The 25,344-nt window shown below is 33.3% G+C and carries 25 protein-coding genes; 16 read left to right on the forward strand and 9 right to left on the reverse strand.

Annotation, left to right across the window (positions count from 1 at the left end):
* Positions 1–138: 138 nt before the first annotated feature.
* Positions 139–687: a transposase gene (locus TTHE_RS15130; RefSeq protein ID WP_196793663.1), complete on the reverse strand. Its 549-nt coding sequence runs from the start codon at positions 685–687 to the stop codon at positions 139–141.
* A 61-nt stretch (positions 688–748) separates the two neighbouring features.
* Positions 749–1,366: an IS110 family transposase gene (locus tag TTHE_RS15135; RefSeq protein ID WP_196793664.1), complete on the reverse strand. Its 618-nt coding sequence runs from the start codon at positions 1,364–1,366 to the stop codon at positions 749–751.
* 329 nt (positions 1,367–1,695) lie between these two features.
* Here TTHE_RS15135 and TTHE_RS05210 point away from each other — a divergent pair, with 329 nt between their 5' ends.
* From TTHE_RS05210 to TTHE_RS05240, 7 genes are all read left to right on the forward strand, one after another.
* On the forward strand, positions 1,696–2,571 hold the full coding sequence (locus TTHE_RS05210; RefSeq protein WP_013297542.1) for a carbohydrate ABC transporter permease: 876 nt from the start codon (positions 1,696–1,698) through the stop codon (positions 2,569–2,571).
* Complete coding sequence (locus TTHE_RS05215) at positions 2,571–3,416, forward strand: carbohydrate ABC transporter permease (RefSeq protein WP_013297543.1); 846 nt, start codon at positions 2,571–2,573, stop codon at positions 3,414–3,416. Before TTHE_RS05210 ends, TTHE_RS05215 begins: the two co-directional genes overlap by 1 nt.
* Positions 3,417–3,456: 40 nt before the next feature.
* Positions 3,457–5,802 carry a glycoside hydrolase family 65 protein gene (locus TTHE_RS05220; protein ID WP_013297544.1) on the forward strand — a complete coding sequence of 782 codons (2,346 nt, stop codon included), beginning with the start codon at positions 3,457–3,459 and terminating at the stop codon, positions 5,800–5,802.
* Positions 5,783–6,442, forward strand: a complete 660-nt coding sequence (gene pgmB, locus TTHE_RS05225; RefSeq protein WP_013297545.1) for a beta-phosphoglucomutase — start codon at positions 5,783–5,785, stop codon at positions 6,440–6,442. The genes TTHE_RS05220 and pgmB overlap by 20 nt, the downstream gene beginning before the upstream one ends.
* Before the next feature lie 65 nt (positions 6,443–6,507).
* Positions 6,508–7,284, forward strand: coding sequence for a polysaccharide deacetylase family protein (locus TTHE_RS05230; RefSeq protein ID WP_013297546.1), 777 nt, complete (start codon positions 6,508–6,510; stop codon positions 7,282–7,284).
* 299 nt (positions 7,285–7,583) lie between these two features.
* Positions 7,584–8,243, forward strand: a complete 660-nt coding sequence (locus TTHE_RS05235; RefSeq protein WP_041587555.1) for a single-stranded DNA-binding protein — start codon at positions 7,584–7,586, stop codon at positions 8,241–8,243.
* A gap of 29 nt (positions 8,244–8,272) precedes the next feature.
* On the forward strand, positions 8,273–8,800 hold the full coding sequence (locus TTHE_RS05240; protein ID WP_013297548.1) for a cob(I)yrinic acid a,c-diamide adenosyltransferase: 528 nt from the start codon (positions 8,273–8,275) through the stop codon (positions 8,798–8,800).
* Between the two features lie 22 nt (positions 8,801–8,822).
* Here TTHE_RS05240 and dapD read toward each other — a convergent pair whose 3' ends face one another.
* The 5 genes from dapD to TTHE_RS05265 form a co-directional block, all read right to left on the reverse strand.
* Positions 8,823–9,518, reverse strand: a complete 696-nt coding sequence (dapD, locus tag TTHE_RS05245; RefSeq protein WP_049774948.1) for a 2,3,4,5-tetrahydropyridine-2,6-dicarboxylate N-acetyltransferase — start codon at positions 9,516–9,518, stop codon at positions 8,823–8,825.
* A gap of 24 nt (positions 9,519–9,542) precedes the next feature.
* Positions 9,543–10,298 (reverse strand): 4-hydroxy-tetrahydrodipicolinate reductase, encoded by a 756-nt coding sequence (gene dapB / locus TTHE_RS05250; RefSeq protein WP_013297550.1) that lies wholly within the window; start codon positions 10,296–10,298, stop codon positions 9,543–9,545.
* A 12-nt stretch (positions 10,299–10,310) separates the two neighbouring features.
* Positions 10,311–11,192: a 4-hydroxy-tetrahydrodipicolinate synthase gene (dapA, locus tag TTHE_RS05255; protein WP_013297551.1), complete on the reverse strand. Its 882-nt coding sequence runs from the start codon at positions 11,190–11,192 to the stop codon at positions 10,311–10,313.
* A gap of 32 nt (positions 11,193–11,224) precedes the next feature.
* The gene (locus tag TTHE_RS05260) at positions 11,225–12,208 is read right to left on the reverse strand and encodes an aspartate-semialdehyde dehydrogenase (RefSeq protein ID WP_013297552.1); all 984 of its coding nucleotides are present in this window, start codon (positions 12,206–12,208) and stop codon (positions 11,225–11,227) included.
* Positions 12,209–12,337: 129 nt separating this feature from the next.
* Positions 12,338–13,192 (reverse strand): hypothetical protein, encoded by an 855-nt coding sequence (locus TTHE_RS05265; protein WP_013297553.1) that lies wholly within the window; start codon positions 13,190–13,192, stop codon positions 12,338–12,340.
* A 177-nt stretch (positions 13,193–13,369) separates the two neighbouring features.
* Here TTHE_RS05265 and TTHE_RS05270 point away from each other — a divergent pair, with 177 nt between their 5' ends.
* The 6 genes from TTHE_RS05270 (at position 13,370) to TTHE_RS14170 (ending at position 18,814) form a co-directional block, all read left to right on the forward strand.
* On the forward strand, positions 13,370–13,651 hold the full coding sequence (locus tag TTHE_RS05270; protein ID WP_013297554.1) for a hypothetical protein: 282 nt from the start codon (positions 13,370–13,372) through the stop codon (positions 13,649–13,651).
* A 153-nt stretch (positions 13,652–13,804) separates the two neighbouring features.
* Complete coding sequence (gene glnA / locus TTHE_RS05275) at positions 13,805–15,139, forward strand: type I glutamate--ammonia ligase (protein WP_013297555.1); 1,335 nt, start codon at positions 13,805–13,807, stop codon at positions 15,137–15,139.
* Positions 15,140–15,153: 14 nt separating this feature from the next.
* Positions 15,154–15,723: an ANTAR domain-containing response regulator gene (locus TTHE_RS05280; protein ID WP_013297556.1), complete on the forward strand. Its 570-nt coding sequence runs from the start codon at positions 15,154–15,156 to the stop codon at positions 15,721–15,723.
* Between the two features lie 494 nt (positions 15,724–16,217).
* Entirely contained in the window at positions 16,218–17,429 is a 1,212-nt protein-coding gene (locus TTHE_RS05285) for an ATP-grasp domain-containing protein (RefSeq protein WP_231292726.1), read from the forward strand.
* A 127-nt stretch (positions 17,430–17,556) separates the two neighbouring features.
* Positions 17,557–18,570, forward strand: coding sequence for an MFS transporter (locus tag TTHE_RS05290; protein WP_041587435.1), 1,014 nt, complete (start codon positions 17,557–17,559; stop codon positions 18,568–18,570).
* A gap of 94 nt (positions 18,571–18,664) precedes the next feature.
* Positions 18,665–18,814, forward strand: a complete 150-nt coding sequence (locus tag TTHE_RS14170; RefSeq protein WP_155812169.1) for a hypothetical protein — start codon at positions 18,665–18,667, stop codon at positions 18,812–18,814.
* Between the two features lie 321 nt (positions 18,815–19,135).
* On the opposite strand, the gene TTHE_RS05295 is transcribed toward TTHE_RS14170, so the two are convergent.
* Positions 19,136–20,869 carry an FAD-dependent oxidoreductase gene (locus tag TTHE_RS05295; RefSeq protein WP_013297558.1) on the reverse strand — a complete coding sequence of 578 codons (1,734 nt, stop codon included), beginning with the start codon at positions 20,867–20,869 and terminating at the stop codon, positions 19,136–19,138.
* 127 nt (positions 20,870–20,996) lie between these two features.
* Between TTHE_RS05295 and TTHE_RS05300 the strand changes: the two genes are divergently transcribed.
* Positions 20,997–21,542, forward strand: a complete 546-nt coding sequence (locus tag TTHE_RS05300; RefSeq protein WP_013297559.1) for a Gx transporter family protein — start codon at positions 20,997–20,999, stop codon at positions 21,540–21,542.
* The gene (locus tag TTHE_RS05305; RefSeq protein WP_231292727.1) at positions 21,543–22,511 is read left to right on the forward strand and encodes a polyprenyl synthetase family protein; all 969 of its coding nucleotides are present in this window, start codon (positions 21,543–21,545) and stop codon (positions 22,509–22,511) included.
* 47 nt (positions 22,512–22,558) lie between these two features.
* Here the strand turns inward: TTHE_RS05305 and iadA are convergent, their stop codons facing one another.
* Complete coding sequence (gene iadA / locus TTHE_RS05310) at positions 22,559–23,728, reverse strand: beta-aspartyl-peptidase (protein ID WP_013297561.1); 1,170 nt, start codon at positions 23,726–23,728, stop codon at positions 22,559–22,561.
* A 108-nt stretch (positions 23,729–23,836) separates the two neighbouring features.
* Between iadA and pdxR the strand changes: the two genes are divergently transcribed.
* Positions 23,837–25,270: a MocR-like pyridoxine biosynthesis transcription factor PdxR gene (gene pdxR / locus TTHE_RS05315; RefSeq protein ID WP_013297562.1), complete on the forward strand. Its 1,434-nt coding sequence runs from the start codon at positions 23,837–23,839 to the stop codon at positions 25,268–25,270.
* Positions 25,271–25,344: the final 74 nt, after the last annotated feature.

Here is a 25,344-nt window from a genome sequence, read left to right on the forward strand (position 1 = left end):
TAAATCTATGATTCATATCTTGACAGGAGTGAAAGGTTGAAATTAAAAGTACAAATTGCAATAAGAATAAAATGGCATAGCAAACAGGCCATCTTTTGATGACTTTTTAAAAATTAAATATCGAAGTAAGTGTTAAGGCTAAATAGCTGGCTTTATTTTATAGCCTTGAAGTTGAGCTAATAGTATAGCTTGCTCAACCGTAATCTCGCGTTTTGCGGGAAAAGCATCAGATTTTTTATATAATTCAGCATTATATGGTTCTTTCTTCTTCAACATGTTGTATAATGCTGTAAGAAGCATTCTTGCAATAGCAATGATTGCTTTCTTGTGGCCGCGACGCTTTTTGATGCGCAAATAGCGGTTACGAATTTCAGGATGTTTCTCGCTTTTAACTACAGAGTTAGCACACTGCACAAGAAGCGGCTTAATGTAACATCCTGCTTTGGAAACCCGGACAGATTTTTTCTTGCCTGCACTCTCATTGTTAGTTGGAGTGAGTCCAGCCCATGAGCATAAGTGTTTCGCTGAAGGAAAAGCCTCCATATTTACGCCGATTTCAGATATTACAGTAATAGCCGAGAAAATATTTTTAAACGATGGAGCGGTTAGAATTATGTCTAGTTCTTGTTGATAAGGCGCAGCGAGCGCAAGAATTAGTTTTTCTAACTCTGCTTTCCGGGATTCCAAATCTTCAAAATGACCTTTGATGATCTTTAATTTTCCAGCTTGTTCAGGCGTAATATAACCATCAACAGCGATAAAGCTCAGGAAGTTTTTTTAGCATAGAACCATGAATTAAAGATCCAATATCAAAGGAAGTATCAAGAGGATTTTCTAGAAGCTTATCAATTATCTTTTGAGAACTTTTGCCGAAAGTGTCTGAAACAATGTTTCCTAACTGTATGTTAGAAACCGTGAGACAATTTTGGAGTCTGTTCTTTTCGCTAGACATAAAGCAAATAAGCTTAAAGCGATAGCGCATTAAGTCACGAAGTTGTCTAATATCAGCAGGAGGCATAAAGCTAGCGGCAACAAGATCATGCTTAAACAGGTCAGCAATCCATTTTGCATCTTTCTTGTCAGTTTTTTTACCACGAATAGCCTTAACATATTTAGGATGTGCAAGTATGATGTTGCAGGAGCTTTCTAATATATTAAACACAGGAATCCAGTATTTCCCGGTAGATTCCATGCAAACATCCTTGCAGTTATTGTCCAAAAGCCATTGTAACAGCTCTCTTAAACCCTTCGTGTAGGTAGAAAAGCGATGGCTTTTATAGGTGGTAATTCCATTAGAATTAGTGGAAGCAATACATGCAACCACAAAGGTTTTGTGTACATCAATTCCACAACAGATTTTATACACGATTTTTAAAGCCATAGGGAACTCCTTTCTAAACCGATAGGTTCTAAAAATTAAAGGGATAGACAGCATTGACTGATTGTCTAGCATTAAACGAGAATGTTTAAACAAAGATAAGGTTACGTGCTCAGTGGCACACTTATTTGTGCTTGGAAAGACAATCTACACATATAAAAATGCGGTCACTACGTAGATGTAGCAAACCACTCACCTCCCCGTGATTTGTAGTTTACTGATATCCCTATGACATAATTATAGAACAAAATTAGCTCAAAGTGGCACATTTCATTACGTTTTGTGCCTTGAGCGAAGCGAAAGGAATGATTATAAATATGAAAAAAAATAGCAATACTTTAACTTTTTGGCTATTTTTAATACCTTCTTTATTTATTTTTATAAATGTTGTTATAATACCGTTTATTCTTGGGATTGCTTATTCATTTACAGATTGGAATGGTTTCACATTTGCAGGCTCAAAATTTGTAGCTTTCAGTAACTATTTGAAAGTATTTAAGGATGATAATTTTTTAAATGCATTTTTATTGACGTTTAAATATGCTGTTATTATGGTTATTGTTTCAAATATTATAGGATTTTCATTAGCTCTTCTTGTAACTCGAAAAATGAAGACGAGAAATATTTTGAGGTCTATTTTCTTCATGCCAAATCTTATAGGAGGGTTAATATTAGGATTTATATGGCAATTTATATTTACTAAGTTATTTGTGCAATTGGGTAACGTGTTGCGCGCTTCAAATATATTTTTTAATTGGATAAATGATCCTAATATGGCCTTTTGGAGTATTGTCATTGTATCCGCATGGCAGATGTCTGGATATGTGATGATTATTTACATCGCCGGTCTTGAAAGTATTAATCAAGATATTATAGAGGCATCTTTGATTGATGGAGCTGGACCTATTCGAAGATTATTTAATATTATTCTGCCACTTACTGTTCCTTCTTTTACAATTAGCCTTTTTATAACATTGTCAAACTCATTTAAACAATATGATACAAATTTATCTCTTACAAATGGAGGACCATATGGTACGACTGAATTATTGACTATGAATATAGTTCAAACAGCGTATAAGCACAATCAATATGCAATAGCCCAATCTAAAGCTGTTGTGTTTTTTGTAGTAATTATGGTTATTACACTTGTACAGGTATATTTAACAAAGAAAAGAGAGGTTGAAATGTGATGGAAAAAGCCAAGAGAGGTATATCTATTCTTGAAATATTTGGTTGGATATTAACACTATTTGTTATATTTCCAGTTTATATTATGGTTATTAATTCTTTTAAAGACAGAAAAGAAATATTTACAAGTGAATTAAGTTTGCCTTCATCACTCAACTTTACTTATTATATTCAGGCTATTCAGAAGATGAATTTTTTGACTGCATTGGGAAATTCATTGTTTATAACTGTGACAAGCGTTGTGTTTATAATTATATTGTCATCGATGGCAGCATGGGTTCTTGAAAGAAATAAAACTACTGTTTCAAATGTCATATTTTATACTTTAGTTGCTACCATGCTCATACCTTTTCAGTCAGTAATGATACCTCTTGTACAGTATTTAAGCAAATGGCAGATACCTGGTATTAACTTTTCATTAATTGATACACGATATGGTCTAATTTTTATGAATATAGGATTTGGAATAGGTATGTCCACATTTTTGTTTCACGGGTTTATTAAAAATGTACCGCTGGAGATGGAAGAAGCAGCGACAATAGACGGATGTAGTAAATTTCAACTTTTTTGGAGAATAGTTTTTCCTAATCTTAAACCTATTATTGTAACTGTCGCCATATTAAATGTTATTTCACTTTGGAATGACTATTTGCTTCCATCATTGGTTTTGCGCAGCCCTAATTTAAGGACGATTCCATTGTCGACATTTTTCTTCTTTGGTGAGTTTACAATAGAGTGGAATTTGGCTTTGGCTGGTTTAGTGCTGACTATAATACCTGTTATTATTTTCTATCTATTCTCTCAAAAGTACATCATTAAAGGTGTAATGGCTGGTGCTATTAAGTAGAAAAGTTAACTGATTATATATAGAAAGTGTGGAGGTTCATATGAAAAAATCAATATATCCGTACGAAGAATGGAAAATAAGAGAGAATGCCTTTGATATTAATATGAATTATCGAAATGAAACTATTTTTTCTTTAGGAAATGGATACTTTGGAATGAGAGGAACATTTGAAGAAGGGTATACGGGACCTGATGATACAACATTTAATGCGACATATATAAATGGTTTCTACGAGGTTTATGACATTAAATATACAGAAGGTGGATATGGCTTTCCAAGCTATGGAGAAGCAATGGTAAATGTTGCTGATAGTAAAATAATTAAATTATTTATAGATAATGAACCATTTGATATATTAAAGGGAAATTTAATCTTATATGAGAGAGTACTTGACATGAAAGAAGGATTTACTGAAAGGAAGCTGTTATGGGAAACAGAAACGGGAAAGAGGATAGAGATTATAGTTAGAAGATTGATTTCATTTAAAAGGCAACACCTTGGGGTCATAGTGTTTTTGTTTAAGCCAATTAATTTTAGTGGTAATGTAAAATTGATTTCAGAGATAGATGGCAACATCAATTATAGAAATGAATCAGAAGACGTTCGTGTTGGGAGCAATATGCAGGGCAAAGTGATGGAAACTCTGGAAAGTCAAGTAGATAGTTATTTAGGCTGGATAATGCAGAGCACGAAAAGAAGCAAACTAAAATATGTATGTTCATTTAACCATGAGATAAAAACCAAAAATCAATTTAAATTTGTAAATTATAGATATGAAGATAAGGTGGGCATTGAATTTAACATAGACGCTAGAAAAGGTGAGACATTTGAGCTGACTAAGTATATTTCATACTATACATCAAGGGAGTGTGCAGAAGATTGTATAATAGATGAGGCATTAAAAGAAGTTGAAAATGCTAAAAGGATTGGTGTAGATATCATTTTTAAAGAACAATCTGATTACCTAAATGAATTTTGGGCTGATGCAGATGTAGTTATAGATGGCGATATTTCATTACAGCAGGGTATAAGGTATAATGAATTTCAGCTTCTTCAATCGGTGTCTAAAAATGATATTACTAATATATGTGCTAAAGGATTGACAGGTGAAGGATATGAGGGTCACTACTTCTGGGACTCGGACATTTATATTATGCCATTTTTTCTTTATACAAAACCTGAAATAGCCAAGAACTTTGTTATGTTTCGGTATAATTTGCTTGATGCGGCGAGAAAAAGGGCAAAAGAATTAGGTTATAAAGGTGCTCTCTATCCTTGGAGGACAATCGATGGACCTGAATGTTCCTCTTATTTTCCGGCTGGTACAGCCCAATACCATATTAATTCTGATATAGTACTGTCCATTAAAAAATATGTTGAAGCAACTTTAGATTACGATTTTTTATTTAAGTATGGTGCTGAAGTTGTTTTTGAAACAGCAAGGCTATGGATAAGCATTGGCTCTTACATCCCTCTTAAAAACAATAAGTTCTGCATAAATTGTGTTACTGGTCCTGATGAGTATACAGCTTTGGTAGATAATAATGCATATACAAATTACATGGCACAGATGAATTTAGAATATGCGTATTTTGTCGCAAAGGAAATGATTAAAAAAGCTCCAGACGACTATAAAAGAATTTCTGAGAAGATAAGCCTTAGCGATGATGAACTAGAAGAATGGAATATTGCGGCACAGAACATGTATCTGCCTTATTCAGCTGAATTAAATATTATTCCACAAGATGATAGCTTTTTATATAAGGAAAAATTGAATGTAAAAGATTTAGAAAGTGAGAAGCCTCTTTTGCTTCACAGGCATTATCTTAACATATATAGATATCAGATATGTAAACAGCCTGATGTATTGCTATTGATGTATCTTAGAAGAGAACTTTTTAGCATTGACGAAATAAAGCGAAATTACGATTATTATGAACCTATAACAACCCATGATTCGTCTTTATCGCCAGCAATATTTAGCATATTGGCAAATGAAGTCGGCTATTATGAAAAGGCATACGATTATTTTATGATGACGGCGAGGATGGATTTGGATGATTACAATGGAAATGTTAAAGATGGGATACACACTGCTTGCATGGCAGGTGCCTGGAGTGCAATTATAAATGGTTTTGGCGGAATGATGACATATCCTGATGGGCTTCATTTTATGCCTAATATTCCTGTTGGGTGGAGATTGCTATCATACAATGTTAAGTATAAGAATTGTAAATTGCACGTTGATATAACTCAAGATAAGATATCATTTTTATTGATAGACGGCGCAGAAATGAGGATCTACTTGTACGATGAAGAAATATTGCTATCGAATGGCCTAAAAGTTGAAAAAGAGGTGAAAAAACTTGAAGAACAAAGGTATTAAATACAAAGGTATAATATTTGACTTAGATGGCGTTATAACAGATACTGCTGAGTACCATTATCTTGCATGGAAAAAGTTAGCAGATGAACTTAATATTTATTTTGATAGAAAAATAAATGAGAATTTAAAAGGGGTTAGCCGACTTGAATCATTAGAAATAATATTAAAAAATAGCGATAAAGTTTTTAGCGATGAAGAAAAGCATTATTTAGCAGATAAGAAAAATGATTATTATAAGGAAATGATAAAAAAAATAACGCCCCAAGACATACTACCTGGTGTATGCGACTTAATAAATAATTTAAAGGAAAGAGAAATTAAAATTGCCGTAGCATCTGTAAGCAAAAATGCAAAAACTGTTCTTGACAATCTTGGACTTTTAGATTCTTTTGATTATATCGTGGATGCAGAGAAGATAAAGAATGGAAAACCGGATCCTGAAATTTTTTTAAATGCAGCAGACGGCATTAAAGTAGAACCTTGCTGTTGTATTGGCATAGAGGATTCCAAAGCTGGAATAGAAGCTATAAATAGAGCAGGAATGCTATCAGTAGGGGTCGGCAATCCAGAGACAGTGGAGGAAGCAGATATTATACTTAAGGATTTAAGCAATCCTTCAGACTTATTAAATCTCATATAAAGTTGTAATAATAACCGCCCACAGGAATAAATTAATTATAGATTATAGTTGGGAGGTTATTTTTTGTGAAAATATATTTTGTAAAGAAAAGCGTTATTGTCAATTTATTTGCTGTTTTTGTACTAGCATTTATCTCCGTTTTATATTTCAATTATGGGATACCACCTGTAGTGAGGACTTTTTTGAATATTAATAGGCAACTTCCGATTTATAGTGTTGATATACCTGATAGAAGAGTTGCGATTTCATTTGACGCATCGTGGGGCAGTGATAAAACAGAAAGAATATTGCAAATACTTAGGAACAAAAACGTTAGGGTTACATTTTTTTTGACGGGGTTGTGGGTTGACAAGTATCCCGATTTGGTTAAAAAGATATCTGAAGAAGGCCATGACGTCGAAAATCACAGCAATACACATCCTCACATGACTCAATTAAGTGATAGCCAAATAGTCAATGAATTAAAAGTTAATGAAGAAAAGATTGTCAAGCTAACGGGTAAAAAGCCATATTTATTTAGACCACCTTTTGGTGATTACAACGATAAAGTCATTATAACAGCAAAAAGCCTAGGATATTATACGATACAGTGGGATGTTGATTCTCTTGACTGGAAAGATCTCAATACTGAGGCTATAATAAATAGAGTATTACCAAACGTAAAAAAAGGGTCTATAATATTGTTTCACAATAATGGCGATTTTACAGCGGATGCACTTCCTTATATTATAGATAAGTTAAAAGAAAATGGGTATCAAATAGTTCCAATAAGCCAGCTTATTTATAAAGAAAATTATTATATCGATCATGAGGGAAGACAGCATTTAAATCAAAATCAATAAAATTTTATAAAGTTCTATAATAGTAATTGCAAAAAAACAAGATTAATGATATTATTTTATATAATATTGAGGAAAATAATAATGCAAAAGTATTTTGATGCCGACAATAATTAATTTTACATAAGAACTATTTCGTAATATTTCATATTGAGGTTGGGTGATTTGATGAAGTTTGTTTTTTTATTATTTAATATCGCCGTAAAACGATTAAATATTTTAACTAACCTGTCATAAATGCTCTTCATTGATAATATTAATATCATAAGAAGGTACACATGATGGAAGGGGAGAGTAAACAGATGGCAGGAAATATTTTAGGAAATAATATGGTAAATGTAACTGGTAAAATTGTCAATGACTTAGAATTTAGTCATGAGCTTTATGGTGAGCAATTTTACAATTTTATACTTGAAGTACCTAGATTAAGTGATGTAAAAGACATGCTTCCGATTACTATATCAAACAGGCTATTCGAAGGAATAAATTTAGGCCCTGGTACTAGAGTAAAAATTGATGGACAGTTAAGATCGTATAATAGACAATCACCAAATGGGGGGAAAAATAGGTTAATACTGACTATTTTTGCAAGGGATATTATGGTTGTAAGTGATGATGAATACATAAAGAATCCTAATGAGATATTTTTAGATGGATTTATATGTAAAGATCCAGTCTATCGAACAACTCCATTTGGAAGGGAAATATCTGATTTACTTATAGCTGTCAATAGACCATATAGTAAGTCTGATTATATTCCTGTTATAGCATGGGGGAGAAATGCAAGATTTTGCGAAAAATTAAAAGTCGGTGATCGAATAAAATTATGGGGAAGAGTACAAAGCAGGGAATATCAAAAAAGAGGAGAAAATAATGAAATTATAACTAGAACTGCGTATGAGGTATCAATAACTAAAATGGAAAAGGCTAATAAAGATGAATTGATTTCAACAGAGCAATAAACATTTATAAACAAAAGGAGAGATAAGTATTGAAAAACGGTCTCATTCAAATATATACAGGAGATGGAAAAGGCAAGACTACTGCAGCTATTGGACTTGGTGTTAGAGCATTGGGGAGAAATTACAAAATATATATGGTGCAATTTTTAAAAGGACGTGATACTGGAGAACTTCATATATTAAACAATTATGAGAATTTTAAGGTATTTCGCTTTCAATCTAGTGAAAAGTTTTTCTTTCAAATGACTGAAGAGGAAAAAAATATACTTAAGGATGAAATGCATAAAGCATATGAATTTATAGAAGATATTTTAAAAAATAGTGAATGTGATATGCTCATATTAGATGAAATAATGGGGGTAATACATAATAACATATATTCTGTAGATGATGTACTTAAACTTATGAGGGAAAAACCTGATACGATGGAAATGGTTCTGACAGGAAGAAATGCTCCAAAAGAGTTAATCGAGAATGCTGATCTTGTTACAGAGATGAAACTTATAAAACATCCATATGAAAAAGGTATTCCAGCAAGATACGGCATAGAATTTTAAAACCCGGCAAAAACCGGGTTTTTTATCCTCTTAAATCATCTAGAAGTTTAGTTTTCTCTTTTGTTTTTTCATCTTTTATTTTAACAATCTTTGCAGGGACACCAGCAACTACAGTGTTTGGAGGAACATCTTCTGTAACTACAGAACCTGCTGCAACTACAGCGTCATGGCCTACTCTCACACCTTCAAGCAATACAGCATTTGCTCCGATTAACACATTGTCTTCAACAATTACAGGTATGCTGCTGGGAGGTTCAAGTACACCTGCGATAACGGCACCAGCGCCAACATGCACATTTTTGCCGATTATTCCTCTTGCGCCAACAACTGCATTCATGTCTATCATAGAGTTTTCTCCGATTTCAGCACCTATATTTATAATTGCCCCCATCATTATTACAGCGTTTTTGCCTATTTTAACTCTGTCACGAATAATTGCACCAGGCTCAATGCGGGCATTTAAGTCTTTTATATCCAGCAATGGTATTGCAGAATTGCGTCTATCGTATTCCAAATGATAATTTTTAATTTTATCTTTATTTTCATCCAGAAGCTTTTTTAAGTCGTCTAGTTCACCGAAGATTATCTTAAAATCACCACTGCCAAATACTTTAAATGTTTTTTCATCAACGTCGATGTTTCCGCTTATATAAGCTTTTACAGGAGTCGATTTTTTTGACTCCTTTATGAATTTTGCTATCTCATATGGATTTGTCATTTCATCTTTTGAGCTCAAATATTATCATCCTTTCTTGACAAGTGATTCCATATCGTATAATCCGGGCTTTTGATTTACTAGAAATTTTGCTGCAAAAAGAGCGCCATTGCCGAATATTTCTCTGGATCTGGCAGAATGACTGATTTTTATAATTTCATCATGGCCCGCAAAAATTACTTCATGCTCGCCAACAACAGTACCACCTCTTAGAGCATGAATTCCTATCTCATTTTTATCCCGCAAATCCGTCTTGGAGTGTCTGCCATATACGTATTCTTTTTTATCGTTAAGTACTTTATTGATGGTATCAGCTATTAAAAGGGCAGTTCCACTTGGTGAATCTTTTTTCATATTGTGGTGCATTTCCAATATTTCTATATCGAAATCATTGCTTAAAACTTTTGCAGCCTCTTTAACTAAACTGAGAAGCACATTTATGCCTAATGACATGTTGACAGATCTAAATACAGGTATATATTTTGATGCTTCAATAACAGAATTAATTTCTTCATCATCAAGACCTGTTGTAGCAACTACGACAGGTAAATTTTTGCTTACTGCGGCTTTTAGCAATTGTGGCACAGCAGTATGATATGAAAAATCTATGACTACATCTGCATCTTCATTTACTTCATCAAGGCTTTTGTATACAGGAAATCCACATTGACATTGATTTTGGTCAATTCCAGCAACAACTTCAAAGTCTGGGCTTGAAGAAGCCATGCTTGCAACCACTTTGCCCATTTTTCCACAGCATCCGTTTATAATGACTCTTATCATATTATGGCCTCCTTATAATAATCCGTATTCTTTTAATGTAGATTTCAGTATATTTAAATTCTTCTCGCTCATGTCGACTAAAGGAAGCCTCAATGGACCAACCTCAAAACCCATTAAGTTCATAGCTGTCTTAACTGGAATTGGATTTGTTTCTATGAACATGACACTATTTAAAGGATTTAATTCTAATTGCAATTTTCTTGAAGCTTCTATATTTCCATTTAAGAATAGCATTACCATTTCATGTATCTTTTTAGGAATGATGTTTGCTGTGACAGAAATAACGCCGATTCCTCCTAAAGACAAAATTGGCACCACTTGGTCATCATTCCCTGAATATATTTCAAATCTATCGCCCATTATTCGTGCTATTTCAGCTATTTGAACTATGTCGCTGCTGGCTTCTTTTACACCTACAACATTGTCAGCATTTTTGCATATTTCTAGATATGTTTCTGGTTTTACGTTCATACCTGTTCTGCTTGGTACGTTGTATATTATTATTGGCTTATCAACGTTTTTTGCAATTTCCGTAAAATGCTTAACAAGACCCGCTTGAGTAGTTTTGTTGTAGTATGGCGTTATTACTAAAAGCGCATCAGCGCCAACCGATGAAGCATATTGGCTCAATTCAATGCTATGCCGTGTATCATTACTGCCGGTGCCGGCTATGACTGGGATTCTTCCTGCTACTTTATCAACTGCAAATTTTATTGCATCCATTCTTTCTTTTTCTGTCATTGTTGAAGATTCACCAGTAGTACCGCATATTATTACAGCATCTGTACCTTCTTTTATATGCCATTCTAAAAGTTCCTCTAACTTGTTAAAATTAACTCCATCTTCGGTGAAAGGAGTAACGAGTGCGACACCCGAGCCCTTAAATACTGGCATAATTTAACCATCCTTTCTTATTATGAGTGGCTTTATTTTATAAGCAACTCAGCAATTTGAACAGCATTGGAAGCAGCACCTTTTCTAATATTATCTGCTACAATCCATATATTTAATCCGCTGTATACTGTTTCATCACGTCTAATTCTACCCACAAAGACTTCATCATGGCCTGTTGCAATTGTTGCAACTGGATAAATATTGTTTTCAGGATCGTCCATCAGAACCACTCCAGGTGCATTTCTCAAAACTTCTTTTAAATCTTCCATCTGATACGGTTTCTCAAACTCTATATTGACACTTTCACTGTGTGAATTTTTTACAGGTACCCTCACTGTAGTTGGTGATACTTTTATGGAATTATCCCCCATGATTTTTTTTGTTTCATTTATCATTTTTAGTTCCTCTTTTGTATAACCGTCAGGTAAAAATACATCGATGTGAGGAATACAGTTATTTGCAATTGGATATGGGAAACACTGATTTTTTTCACCATTTAATGTTCTTTCAAGGTCATCAACACCTTTTTTACCTGCACCTGATACAGCTTGATATGTTGAAACTACAATTCTCTTTATTTTGTATCTATCATGAAGAGGTTTCAAGGGAACTACCATTTGAATTGTTGAACAGTTTGGATTGGCTATTATTCCTTTATTCCATTTTATGTCCTGTGGATTTACTTCCGGAACTACAAGTGGTACATTATCATCCATTCTCCAAGCGCTGGAGTTGTCAATGACTGTAACACCTTTTTCGGCTGCTATAGGTGCGTATTTTTTGCTTACAGTTGCACCTGCCGAAAACAATGCGATTTTAATATCTCTGTCAAAGCTATTTTCTGTTAGTTCCTCAACTGTGTATTCATTTTCTTTAAATAATAATTTTTGACCAGCAGACCTTTTCGATGCGAATAGATATAATTTATCTATTGGAAAATTTCTTTCTTCTAAAACTTTTATAAAAGTTCTGCCCACAAGGCCTGTTGCACCTACAATTGCTACATTGACTCCCATTATTATCCTCCTTAAATATATGAATTCAATAATATAATGTAATAAAGCACTTTTGTTATATAAAATATATCATTATTATTATATGAAGTCAATAAAATAAGGTTATATAAAAATAACCCCAAAATGAGGTTATTTTTTTGACCCTGAAGCTTTTTCAAGTGACTTAATATCTGACTCTAGAACATTCGATTTAATCTTTGTGATCGTGCTGTCTTTTGCCTGTACTGCCTTTTCCAATTCACTGAGGCCCGAGTCAAATTTATCTGATGCAGTTTTTGCATCTTTCGGAAGTTTTACTTTTAAAGTTTTCCAGATTACTTTTAGATCGTTTATATCTTTCGTTGCTACGTCCCATTTTCCTATGGATGAATTAAAATCAATATCTCTGTTGTAAAACCTAAGCTTTTTAATGTCTGGAGGTGATGTTGTCTTGAAATAATTTTCAATTTCAGATATATATTTGTAAACATTATTGGCAGCAATCATCGTGTCATTTAATAATTTATTTGTAGATTTTGTTGTCAAAGTATTTATGGCGGTGCTTACATTGTTTAATAAATCTGTACTTGCACCTGCTTTTGCTGCTATAGGACTTAGAACATTCCAATTAGTATGTATGTCCTTGACTGTTTTATCAATTGTAATCCATGATTTTTTCTCAGGTGGTTCTTTTTGCTGCTTTTGCTTATTTCCGCCCTTGCTAGTTGATTTGCCTCCTTGCTGCTGATTTTGAGGTGCTAATGCTGATACAGATGATTTACTACTTTGTTTGCTTTGCTGTGATTCTTGTAATTTTTGACCTTCCTTTATAATTGTCTCTATGTCATTTTCTATTTTTGTAAGCTCTTTTGGAGTAGGCATTTTTTGCGTTATATTAGGCTTTTTTTGCGGTGTCGGCTTTTTCTGCTTATTTTTACATGCAGACAATTGAAGTGCTATCATAATAACTAACAAGAAATACATCACTTTTTGATAATTTTTCATACAATCACCTCAAGAAATAGTATTACCAATATGACTTATTAGATTCAATTTCATGATTAGATATTTTTTTAAAATTTATAAGTTTATTAATTTTTGTACGTGCATAAGAAAAATATGGTATAATATAATTATAGCGTAGCTGCATTATTGAAAAACTACATAGAAAGGGGTGGATATATGTGGAATTATAAAATCAAAAAAATCTCTGTTTTGTCAGTCTTCAAATTTACATTTCTATACGGTATCATAATAGGAGCTATATTTGGCTTAATAGGTGGTTTATTAGGGAGTATAGGGGATGCTAGGCTTTTTGGTATGGGGATTTTTGGAGGACTCCTTTTTGGTATAATTTACGGGATTATATTGTCACTTTTCAGTGCACTTGGTGCATGGCTTTTCAACTTAATCTCTGGAGTTATAGATGGCATAGACGTGGAACTCGTTAAAAAGGACGAATGAAACCGTGTCATAAAAATATCATCTTGTTATGCGGTGATTTATGTGCTATAATTTTGTAAAGTCTTATATTTAGATGGGCAATGGTGTCCTCAATAGAAGGGTGAGATGCAACCTTTAGTTGAGTACACCTATTTTTATTTAAGGAGGATGGCTATGGGAAATAAATACAGTGCTGAAGATGTATTGAGAATTTCCAAAGAACGTGGTGTTGAATTTATTCATTTGCAATTTAGTGACATCTTTGGTGTAATGAAAAATGTGTCAATTCCAATAGAAGAATTAGATAAGGCTCTGAATAATGAAATCATGTTTGACGGATCTTCTATTGATGGTTTTGTCAGAATTGAAGAATCTGATATGTATCTGCGACCTGATACTGATACTTTTGTAATATTTCCATGGAGAACTACCAGTGGTGTAGAGGCAAGGCTTATTTGCGATATATACAATCCCGATGGTACGCCTTTTGAAGGCGATCCAAGATATGTCTTAAAGAAAAATTTAGAAGAGGCCAAAAAACTAGGTTACACAATGAATGTGGGCCCAGAGTGTGAATTTTACCTATTTTTAACTGATGAAAAAGGCAACCCAACTACAATTACTCAAGATGCGGCAGGGTATTTTGATATGGCACCAGTTGACTTAGGAGAAAGTGCCCGCAAGGAAATGGTTTCTACGTTAAAAGAAATGGGATTTGCAATAGAGGCGTCGCACCATGAAGTAGGACCTGGGCAACATGAAATAGACTTTAAATACGATGATGCACTTGCAACGGCAGATAATGTCATGACGTTTAAGATGGTTGTAAGAATAATCGCACAAAAACACGGATTGCATGCTACATTTATGCCTAAACCTGTGTACGGCATTGCTGGCTCAGGAATGCATTTGAATCAGTCCCTTATGAAAGACGGTGAAAATGCATTTTACGATCCAAATGACCAAATGGGCCTTAGCAAAGATTGCTATTATTACATTGGCGGACTTTTATCACATGCTAAGGCACTTACATGTATAACAAATCCCACAGTTAACTCCTATAAAAGGCTTGTGTCAGGTTTTGAAGCTCCTGTTTATATTGCATGGTCTGGAAGAAACAGAAGCCCACTGATAAGAATACCTGATAAAAGAGGAAATTCAACGAGGATAGAGCTTAGGTCGCCTGATCCTTCTAATAATCCGTACTTAGCGTTGGCATGTTCATTAGCTGCAGGTCTTGACGGCATAAAAAACAAAATAACGCCACCGCCATCTGTTGACAAAAATATTTATGAGATGGACGAAAATGAAATTAAAGAGTTAAACATAGAAAAATTGCCTGACTCTTTAGAAGAGGCTTTAGTTATTTTAGAAAAAGACGAAGTAATAAAAAATGCGTTAGGTGAACACATATACAACAAATATGTTGAGGCAAAATGGTCTGAGTGGGATTCCTACAGGACTTATGTCACGAGGTGGGAGATAGACCAATACCTTACTAAGTTTTAAGGTGAGGTGTTTTCATGAGTCAGTGGCGCATCATAATAGCTGATAGCAATGATTACAGCAGAAATGCACTAAAAGGAATGTTGTTGTCTAGTGGTCATCTAGTCTATGAAGCGAGAGATGGTGGAAGCGCAGTCAGGCTGTCTCGCTCCTTGATGCCTGATCTTGTTTTGGTAGATATGGGTATTGTGGGGATGAATGCATATGAGGTAGCACATATCATAGATAGCGATAATGTAGCACCGGTTATATTGATGACGCAGACTATTCAAAGAGGTTTTATTGAAGAAGTAAAAAACTATTCAGTATTTGCGTATTTGCTAAAACCAATCGATAAAGCTGTTTTATTAAGTCTAACGGAATTTGTAATTGAAAATCATAAAAAATATTTATCCTTAAAACATGAAATAGAAAGTTTAAAGAAACAAATAGAAGCCCGCAAGAAAATAGAGAGAGCTAAAGGGTTGTTGATGAAAGTAAAAAAATTAGATGAAGATGAAGCTTATACTTTAATGAGGAAGATGAGCATGGACTCAACTCTTCCTATGGAAGTCATAGCAGAAAGGATATTAACTAAATACTCGTAAAAAAACTTAAGCACAAATACAATTTTATATGTGCTTAAGTTTTTTTTTCTAAGAATTAAGAGAACATTAAGATGAGATTAATTTCATAAATTAAGAAGGAATTTTAACAATTTTGTAGAAATAATAAATTGTTTAAAAACTATGTTGAATAATAGTGGGGTGAATTTTGATGAATAAGAAAAATTGTACAGTGAAATACTTCTCTCAAATAGAAGATGTATAAGTATTGGTCTTAAACATTCAATAAACTATCCACTTTATAAAGGTAAAAGGGTGTGTATTTTTAACGTTTCAAGATCATTACTGCGACATATTAAACTTTCAGTGGAGAGAATTACCAAGCTTGTAGAACTTGAACCTGTATTTGTGCCAATGTCAGAATTCGAAAAATCAGGGGCTTGTCTTTCTTGTCTAGTTATGCATCTCAACTGGAGATGATACTATTTTCATTATGAAAAGAGGTTTTATTTATGACTAAACAATATCGTATTCTTATGTTGGGTTATCGCAAAGGTTTAGTAGATGCCTGCAATAAACTTGGTGTACATAGTACAATTCTTATTGATCCGTGGGAAGACATAAGTGAACTTCCAGCTTGTGGTGATAATGAAAAAAGAATATTTGTAGAGAATCTTTCTAAAGATGAAACGACACTTTTTTCATTAATGCGATCAAACGAAACCAATTTCGATGCTGTTATAACAACTGAGGAATATTTTGTTGTAAATGCTTCAATTTTAAGCTGTATTGTTTCTAAGCCATATATTGAACCCTATGTTGCAGTGGCATTTAGAGACAAATTTTATCAAAAGAAGTTATTACGTGGAGTTGTACCAGTGACCGATTCTTGGATGATTGATGATATCGAAAATTTTGTTATTGTGGAGAAATATCCATATCCTGTAGTACTTAAACCAGTTGCAGGTGCTGCTACTTCTTATACTTATATAGCTTATAGCCAAGAAGAGTTAGAAAAATGCATAGAACTTCACAAACAAAAATTGGCCGAAAATCCTGCTGAAATTCCGAGGAGTATGGTCATAGAACGCTTTGTATATGGTGATGAATGGCATATAGATGGATGGGTTTTAGAAGGTAAACTTCAAAGCTTTACAGCATCAAAATACAACTTTCCTTTAATTGGCATAAGAAATGGAGGAATAGTAGGCAGTGTGACTTTACATCCTGAAACCAATAAAAAACTTTATGATAAATTTCATCAATTTGTTGAGAAGGCTTTACAAAAGCTTAGATTAAAAAATAGTGTATTTCATATGGAATTATTCAAGAATGATGAAAATGACGAACTTATATTTAGCGAATGTGCAGCTCGTGTGGGAGGAGGATTTATTTATAAGGCATTTCAATATTTATATGATATTAACTTATATGAAGTTCTTGTTCGATTATCCCTTGGCGAAAAAGTTTTATCTACAACAACTAAAACTCCGCAATGCGTAGGTTGGACTTTTCTTCCCTCTGCCTCCTCTACTATAAAGTCGTTACCAGATAGTTCATTATTAATGAACATGCCAGGAGTTATAGAGGTAGAGTACAGTTGGAATCCTGATCAGGAAATGCCTGATACTAAGCTGGATACTACTCAACGAACAGGGCAGGTTCTAATAACCGGCAAGGATGAGGATGAAGTGTTACGAAGGACTAAAGATGTATTAAATTATTTTACTGATCTTACGAAAAATTAATAAGAATACAAATGTGTTTCTATTATTTTTGACTTCATCTATATTTTATGTTAAAAATTAACTCATTAAGCAATAATTCTCTAGCTTAATGAGTTAATTTAATATAGTTTATTAAGGTGGTGATATATTGAATAATGATGAAATAAAAGAAAATTTGTTAGATATACGATCGCATGAGACAAAACTATTATGGAGACAAAAAAATTTTTTAATTCTATTGTTAGGAGATTTATTAATCAGTTTTGGCAGTAAAGTTTATGAATTAGTATTACCATTATTGATTTATGAATTAACTAAATCATCGATTGTTATGGGAACTATGAAGGCAGTTGAATTTCTACCTAATCTTTTATTAGCAGTATTTATAGGTGTGTTGGTTGATAGAATAGATAGAAAAAGATTTTTAATATATGTGCTATTCATACAAATAATATTATTAAATATACTATATATTTCAATAAAAAGTGGACATAAATATATTTTGCTCTTTTATATAATAGGTTTTTTCTTTATGGCATTATTTTACTGTTATGATAATGCTATGACAAGTATAGTTAAAGATGTTATTCCTTATAATCTGCTTACTTCAGCTAATTCAAAGTTTTCTTTTATCTCAACATTTATAGGAATCATCGGACCTGCGATTTCAGGCTTTATTTTAGCTCTGTCTAACCTTGAAGATGGATTGCTAATTACTATGTTTGCTTTGTTGGGAGGATTTATTGTATTCTTTTTTTTAAATAATAAAAAACAGCAAGTAGAAGCAAAAAAAGAAAATCAGTCAATTTTGGAAGATATTAAGGAAGGGTGGATTGAGCTTAGGAGAAATCATTCGCTTTGGTTGATAACATTAATAGTTGTTTTCACTAATGCTACTAGTGGTTTGTTTGATTCAATGGTAATCTTTTTTGCAGAAGACTCATTTCATCTTAATAGTTTTCAACTTGGATTGGTATTTTCAATTGCTGGACTAGGTGGCTTAATAGGAAGTCTATCTACAGATTATATTTCTAAAAAGCTAATGTTTGGCAAATTAATAGGGATAACCATATTTTTAATTAGCTTTGCTTACTTAATTATGTTTTTTGCAAGTAATATTTTTTTTCATAGCACTTTCTTTGTTTTTAGAAGGCATATTTAATTCGATTTTTAGCATATGCATATATACTTATCGCCAAGAAACAACTCCATCACATCTTATTGGACGTATTAGTGGAATTACAGGGGCAATGTTTATGATCGGAGTACCATTATCTATGTTTGGATCTGGCTGGATTGCAAGTATTATAAACACAAAGTATTTATTTCTTGGTGCAGCAATACTAAATCTATTAATATTTATTGTTTATCGCAAACTTTCTTTGTGGAATTTAACGAAGGCTTGAAAGAAGTCTCCCATCCTCTATAGGTGGGAGATGAATTTCTATTGTTTTCCATAACATTATATGCTATAATATTATCAGGAGTAAAAAGTAAAGACAATTAGGCATAACAGCCTAAGAGTAATATTTTTGTAGGGAAGGTTCCTCCCGAAATTACGCCTATGGAGATTGTGTAAGACCTGCTGTGAATAACAGTAGGCAACGGTCTATGAAGTAGGAAGCTTCATCCTCTATAGGATGGAGTAGGTTCACCATAAAGATACTATAAATTTTTTATAGCAAAAAGGCTATAGGAGAATTCCAATAGCCTTTATCTATTAAGTGTTAAAATACATTAAGTTTTAATTTTTTTCTTCTAACCCAGTGTTTTAAGACTTTTGAAAGCCAAGGCATTACATAGTAGTCAAGGCCAAATGCTCTACCAGCACCACCCATTATTGCTATCGCAGTTATGACGTACCACCAATTGTTGAATGTTGCCATACCTGATAAGTAGAAATTAATATGGAGGAATATGGTTCCAAGTGCAGCAATAAACGTAAATAGGCCAGCAACAAGCAAAAGACCAATGCCTATTTCAGACAAAGTTATTACTGATTGGAAGAATATAGCGTGGGGGAATATGAATTTTTCCATAAACCAACCATACCATGCCGGTACATTTTGCATTGGAGCTGCTGATGCACCAGCGGATAATTTAACTGATGACAACCATCCTTCTTGTATGTGCTGTATCCCACTGATTATCCACATTAAGCCTAAGAAAACTCTCATAAGGGATAGCCAGAACATGTTTGTAGTAACAGCTACATGGTTTTCAATTATGCTTAATTTGCCTTTATCAGGTACATCTATAAATTGATCTCTTATATATTGAGCACACATGCCAAGACCGCTTAAGCCGAAAAGGTAATGCATATTTACGATGTGTTTCATAAATGTAGCTGGATATCCTGACAATCCACCAATACCGGATAGTTCAGCAATAGCGAATTTCCTTCCTACAGATACCATATTTCCATGTAAATTCAGCTTTAGTTCTTTTTTTGGCAAGCCCTTAATTGAAGCGCAAATGTTATATGCAGCAGCATCAGCCGATTGAAGTGCTGATTCCACCAGTGCTGGCATAGGTTTTCCGTCTTCTCCTACATAAGAAGCGCTATCACCAATAGCGTATATATATGGATTAGATGATTCCATGTATTTATTTACGACAATTCTTCCTTTTTTGTCAGTAGTAAGGCCGATATTTGCAACGAAGCTGTTTCCTTGAATGCCGCCTGTCCAAATCAGCGTCTTTGTAGGAATTTCTTCTCCGGATTTTAGTGTTATACCATCGGGTGTAACGCTTGTAATCATAGAATTTGTCTTAACTTCTACACCGTTTTTATTAAAGAAATTTACTACTTTTTGAACTAAGTGTTCTCTGCTTACTGTTGGCAGGATCTTAGGCAATGCTTCTACCAGAGTTAATTTAACTTCGTCTCTTGAAATTTTATATTCTTTGCATAGTCTATTAACCCATTCCATAAGTTCGCCCATCATTTCCACTCCGGTAAATCCACCGCCGCCAACTATGAATGTAAGCATTTTTGCTCTTTTTTCTCTATTGTTTTCGTACTGCGCTTTTTTAAACATGTCGCGAATATGTTTGTTTATAATTTCAGCATCTTTTAAAGACCAGAGAGTGAAAGCATGCTCTTTCATACCAGGAATGCCGAAATAAGCTGGTTCGCTGCCGCAAGCTATTACGAGATAGTCATAATCATATTCTGCTGTTTTAGAATAGATTTTTTTATTTTCTATGTCAACTTTGTTTATCTCATCTTGTACAATCTTTACACGTGTAAATTCTAACGCTTCTTTTAATGAAACCTTGACGCCTTCAGGCTTTATTCTATTTCCTGCTACTTCGTGCAGCTCTGTAAGATATGTTTGACTATCATTTTTTTCTATGAGAGTTATATCGATATCATCGTTAAGTAAATATTTATCAAGCTTTTGTGCGGCAGTAGCTCCGCCGAATCCTCCGCCTAACACTATGATCTTAGCGCCCATATGAGAACCTCCTATGATAAAATTTATATATACCATCTATGATTATAACATAATTGTTTAACAAATAAAAATTTTTCATAATAATTGGTATCTGTTGATTAAAAATAAAAAAACAAATATAATAATTATGATGTGTTTTATTGGATTGGAGGGCGTCAAACTGTCTGCTAAAAAAATTGTTTATATTTCAATGTTAGTATCACAAGCACTAGTATTAAACATTATCGAGAGTTTTATTCCTGTTCCAATCCCTGTTCCAGGGATAAAGATTGGACTTGCTAATATAGTTACTTTAGTAACAATATTGATGTTTGGTTTCAAAGAATCTCTCATTGTGGTTGTTTTGAGAACGTTACTGGCGCAATTGCTTGTTGGAAATATAACAGCATTTTTGTTTAGCGTATCTGGAGGCATTTTAAGTGCATGCATAATGTATATCGTTTATAAAAGGTACAGCAGGTATTTCAGTCTGGTTGGTGTGAGCGTTTTTGGCTCGGTTGCCCATAATGTAGGGCAATTATTTGTCGCATCTATTGTTATTAATAATTTTTTGATATTCTCATATTTACCTGTTTTGGTGATGGCAGGAATAATAATGGGTATTTTTACGGGACTTGTGGCTAATTTTTTTAGAAAATATATAAAAAACATAGAATATAATTCTAGGTGGTAGGTGTTAATTTTGTTTGATAAATATGCCTTTGTAAAAGATGATATGAAGAAAATAGATGATTTTCTTTTATCAAATATTAAGACAAACTCGCCGACAATAAAAAAAGCTGTAGAAGATTTAGTATTGTCCGGTGGAAAGAGAGTAAGACCACTTCTGGTTATTGCGATTGCAAGGCTCGGTGAATACAACGAAGATAAAATTATTCCAATTGCTGCATCTATTGAAATAATGCACATGGCCACATTAGTCCACGATGATATAATTGATGATTCAAAGATGAGGCGAGGCCGTGAGTCAGTTCAAAGCAAATATGGGAAAGAAACAGCAGTATTTACAGGTGATTTTTTATTCAGCCAAGCTTTTAATGTCATAGCAGATATCATTTCTAAGGAAAATTTAAAATTGATTGCAAGAGGAGTAAAGGCTATATGCGAAGGCGAGATAGAACAATTTGACAATAGATATAACTTAGATATAAGCGTATTAAGATATTTAAAGAGAATTTACAGAAAGACCGCTTTGCTTTTTGCGATAAGCTGTGAATCAGGTGCTACTCAAGCAGGATTGTCAAAAGAATTGACAAGGGCCATGAGGCGCTTTGGTCTTAATGTTGGTATGGCATTTCAGATAGCTGATGATATACTCGATTATGAAGGAGTAGAAAAAATTGTAGGAAAGCCACTAGGAAGCGATGTATTAAATGGTATTTATACTTTGCCGATGATTTATGCTCTTAGTACTAGTCATAAAAAAGCTATTGAGGACATTTTGTTGAAGGATAAGTTAAGCAAAAAAGATGTAAACCGTGTAGTCAAAGAGGTGAAATTGAGCGGTGGTATAGACTTTGCTAAAGATCTTGCATTAAAATATGTCAAAAAGGCAATTAAGTTTCTAGATATTATGCCAGATTGTGAACAAAAAGATTTGATGATAGATATAGCTAATGATGCTTTAAAAAGGAATTATTAATTTTATACATATATAAGGTAAAAGGACATTTCTTGCAAGATGTCCTTTTATTCAAACATTCCTCTTTTTACGATCTCATTAAATTTAATCATAAACTGACCTTTTGCTATCACTGAAGAAATATTTAAATTCTTGTCCAAGATGACAAAATCGGCATCAGAATTTTCTTTTATGCACCCTTTTTTTGGATATAACAAAAGCACTTTTGCTACATTTTCAGTTATTATCTTGATTGCAGATTCAAGGGGAAGTATTCCTTGTGTTATGATTTCTTTTAGATCTCTATACAATGTCAACGTACTGCCAACCATGACTTTGACTAGTTTTTTATTTTCATCAAATACAGGTATACTTCCATTGCCGTCAGAGCTCATGGTTACATTGTCAATGGATATGTTATTTTCAATAATTTTTTTTATGGCATTTGCAGGCGTCAAGGCAGTTTTAGAATTTTCGTCAGGCTTTATATCAGATGTCAAGTCAATTCGACCACCCATTTTCAAAAATTCAAGTGCTTGTGAAAAAAGGTGGCTGTTTCTATTTACATGAGTCGGGATAAATTGAGTAATTGGTATTTCAGTATTTTTGACTATATCTATGACAGGAGTCAAACCTCTTATGCCATCGCCTACGTGTAGATGTACGATTCCGGGCTTATTTCCAAGCAAACCTCCAATTCTGGCTTCTGCAGCAAGTTTTGTGAGATCTTCTACCGTCGGTTGAGCAGATCTATGGTCAGATATAGCAATTTCACCGGTGCCTAGTACTTTATCTATTATCGCTATGTCAGACCGTACGCTATTTGTAAGAGTTCGTGTTGGAAGTTCATATGCACCTGTATAGATATACGTAGTAAGGCCTTCTTCTTCAAGGGCTCTCGATTTAGCTAATAGTTCCGACATGCTTCTTGTTATGCCATCAGCGCCTAAAAGTCCCACAACTGTGGTAATGCCTGCTTTTGTGAGATCAGTCAAATTGATTTCCGGAGTCCTTGTGGCAGGACCTCCTTCACCGCCGCCGCCTGCAATATGAACATGTTGATCAATAAAACCGGGTACAATGATATATCCGCTGACGTCTATTGATGAAATATCAGGCAAATCTTTAAGATTGATATTTTTTTCGATTTTAATAATTTTTTCATTGCACGTCAATATATCCATTTTCCCAATGTATTTGGGTGAATAGACTTCACCGCCTTTTAAAAGCAAAAACATTTTATCACCTTCTAAAAAATTAATTTCTTTTACGTATTAGTTTGTTCAAAATTTTCATACCTTATGTTATTATTAGATTGTATCGAAACAAATCAAGAGGTGTTTAAAATGGTGAATTTTACGATAGACAAAAATAAAAATACGCCACTTTATATACAGATTTTTAATCAATTTAAAAAATATATAGAAAATGGCAGCATACCACAAGGCTATAAACTGCCGACTATACGTTCATTGGCAAAAGAGCTTGGTGTCAATAACATAACTGTTATTAATGCATATAAGTTGCTTGAATTAAACGGTTATGTAAACAAAAAGGTTGGGAGTGGAACATATGTTTCTCAAGACATAAAACAAAATGACTTAACTAGAGAAGATATTAAAGCGTTAGAACATGGGCAGATACTTTTAAACAAAAATATGATAAATTTTTCATCTTCTTCTCCAAACCCTGAATTGTTTCCAGTTGATGATTTTAAAATAATTATAAACAAGGTTTTAGAAAGAGATGGAGGATATGCATTTGAATATCAAGATACAAAAGGGTATATGCCGTTTAGAAAATCTATTTGTGAATTTATAAAGAAAGACGAGATAGATATTGACTATGAAGACGTTCAAGTTATATCAGGTGGACAGCAGGGAATTGACGTGGTTTCAAAAGCTTTAATAAATTTTGGTGACTGTGTATTTGTTGAATCGCCAACATATTCATGGGCAATAGCATCATTTAAATCAAGAGGTGCGGAAATTGTCGATATAGCGCTTAATAAAGACGGAATTGACATTGATGAATTAGAAGAAAAGCTTAAAATTTTTAAACCAAAATTAATCTATACAATGCCGGTATTTCAAAATCCTACAGGAATTTCATATAGTGAAGATAAATTGAAAAAGTTGATTGATCTTGCATATAAATACGACACTTATATAGTAGAGGACGATTTTTCAAATGAATTGAATTTCAGCAGTAACAAACATTTGCCGTTAAAGTCGTATGATAAATACGATAGGGTAATATACATCAAGAGTTTTTCAAAGATATATATGCCGGGGCTTAGATTAGGTTTCATAGTATCACCTAAAAATCTTGTAAATTCTTTTGCAGAGGCAAAATATGTTTCAGATTTGTCAACATCTGGCTTGATGCAAAGGGCGTTTGAGATTTATTTGAGAGAAGGCATATGGAAAAAACATATCGAGAGATTTAAAAAGATCATGAGAGAGCGGTTTGACGAAATGAAATATCTTTTATCAGGCAATAAGTATTTTGAAGTTAATATTCCAGATGGAGGATTTTATTTCTGGCTTAAGTTGAATGACGATATTTCTGCGAAGAAGTTGTATTTAAAGTGCATAGAAAGAAATGTTTCAATCGTTCCTGGAAATATGTTTTTTTCAAATAAAGTTGATGATTCACATATCAGGTTAAGTTATGCATCATGTGAAGCTGACAAGATGAAAAGCGGTATTTCAACACTTAATGATATTTTGAAGGATATCCATAATGAAGAAAACAGCGAATATATACCAATTGTTTAAAGGTGCTTTGTGCGCTTTTTTTTTGAATTAAAATGATTCTATTACAAATAATAAAGCTGTAAATATATAAAAAG

The organism is Thermoanaerobacterium thermosaccharolyticum DSM 571 (assembly GCF_000145615.1).
GTDB classification, from domain to species: domain Bacteria; phylum Bacillota; class Thermoanaerobacteria; order Thermoanaerobacterales; family Thermoanaerobacteraceae; genus Thermoanaerobacterium; species Thermoanaerobacterium thermosaccharolyticum.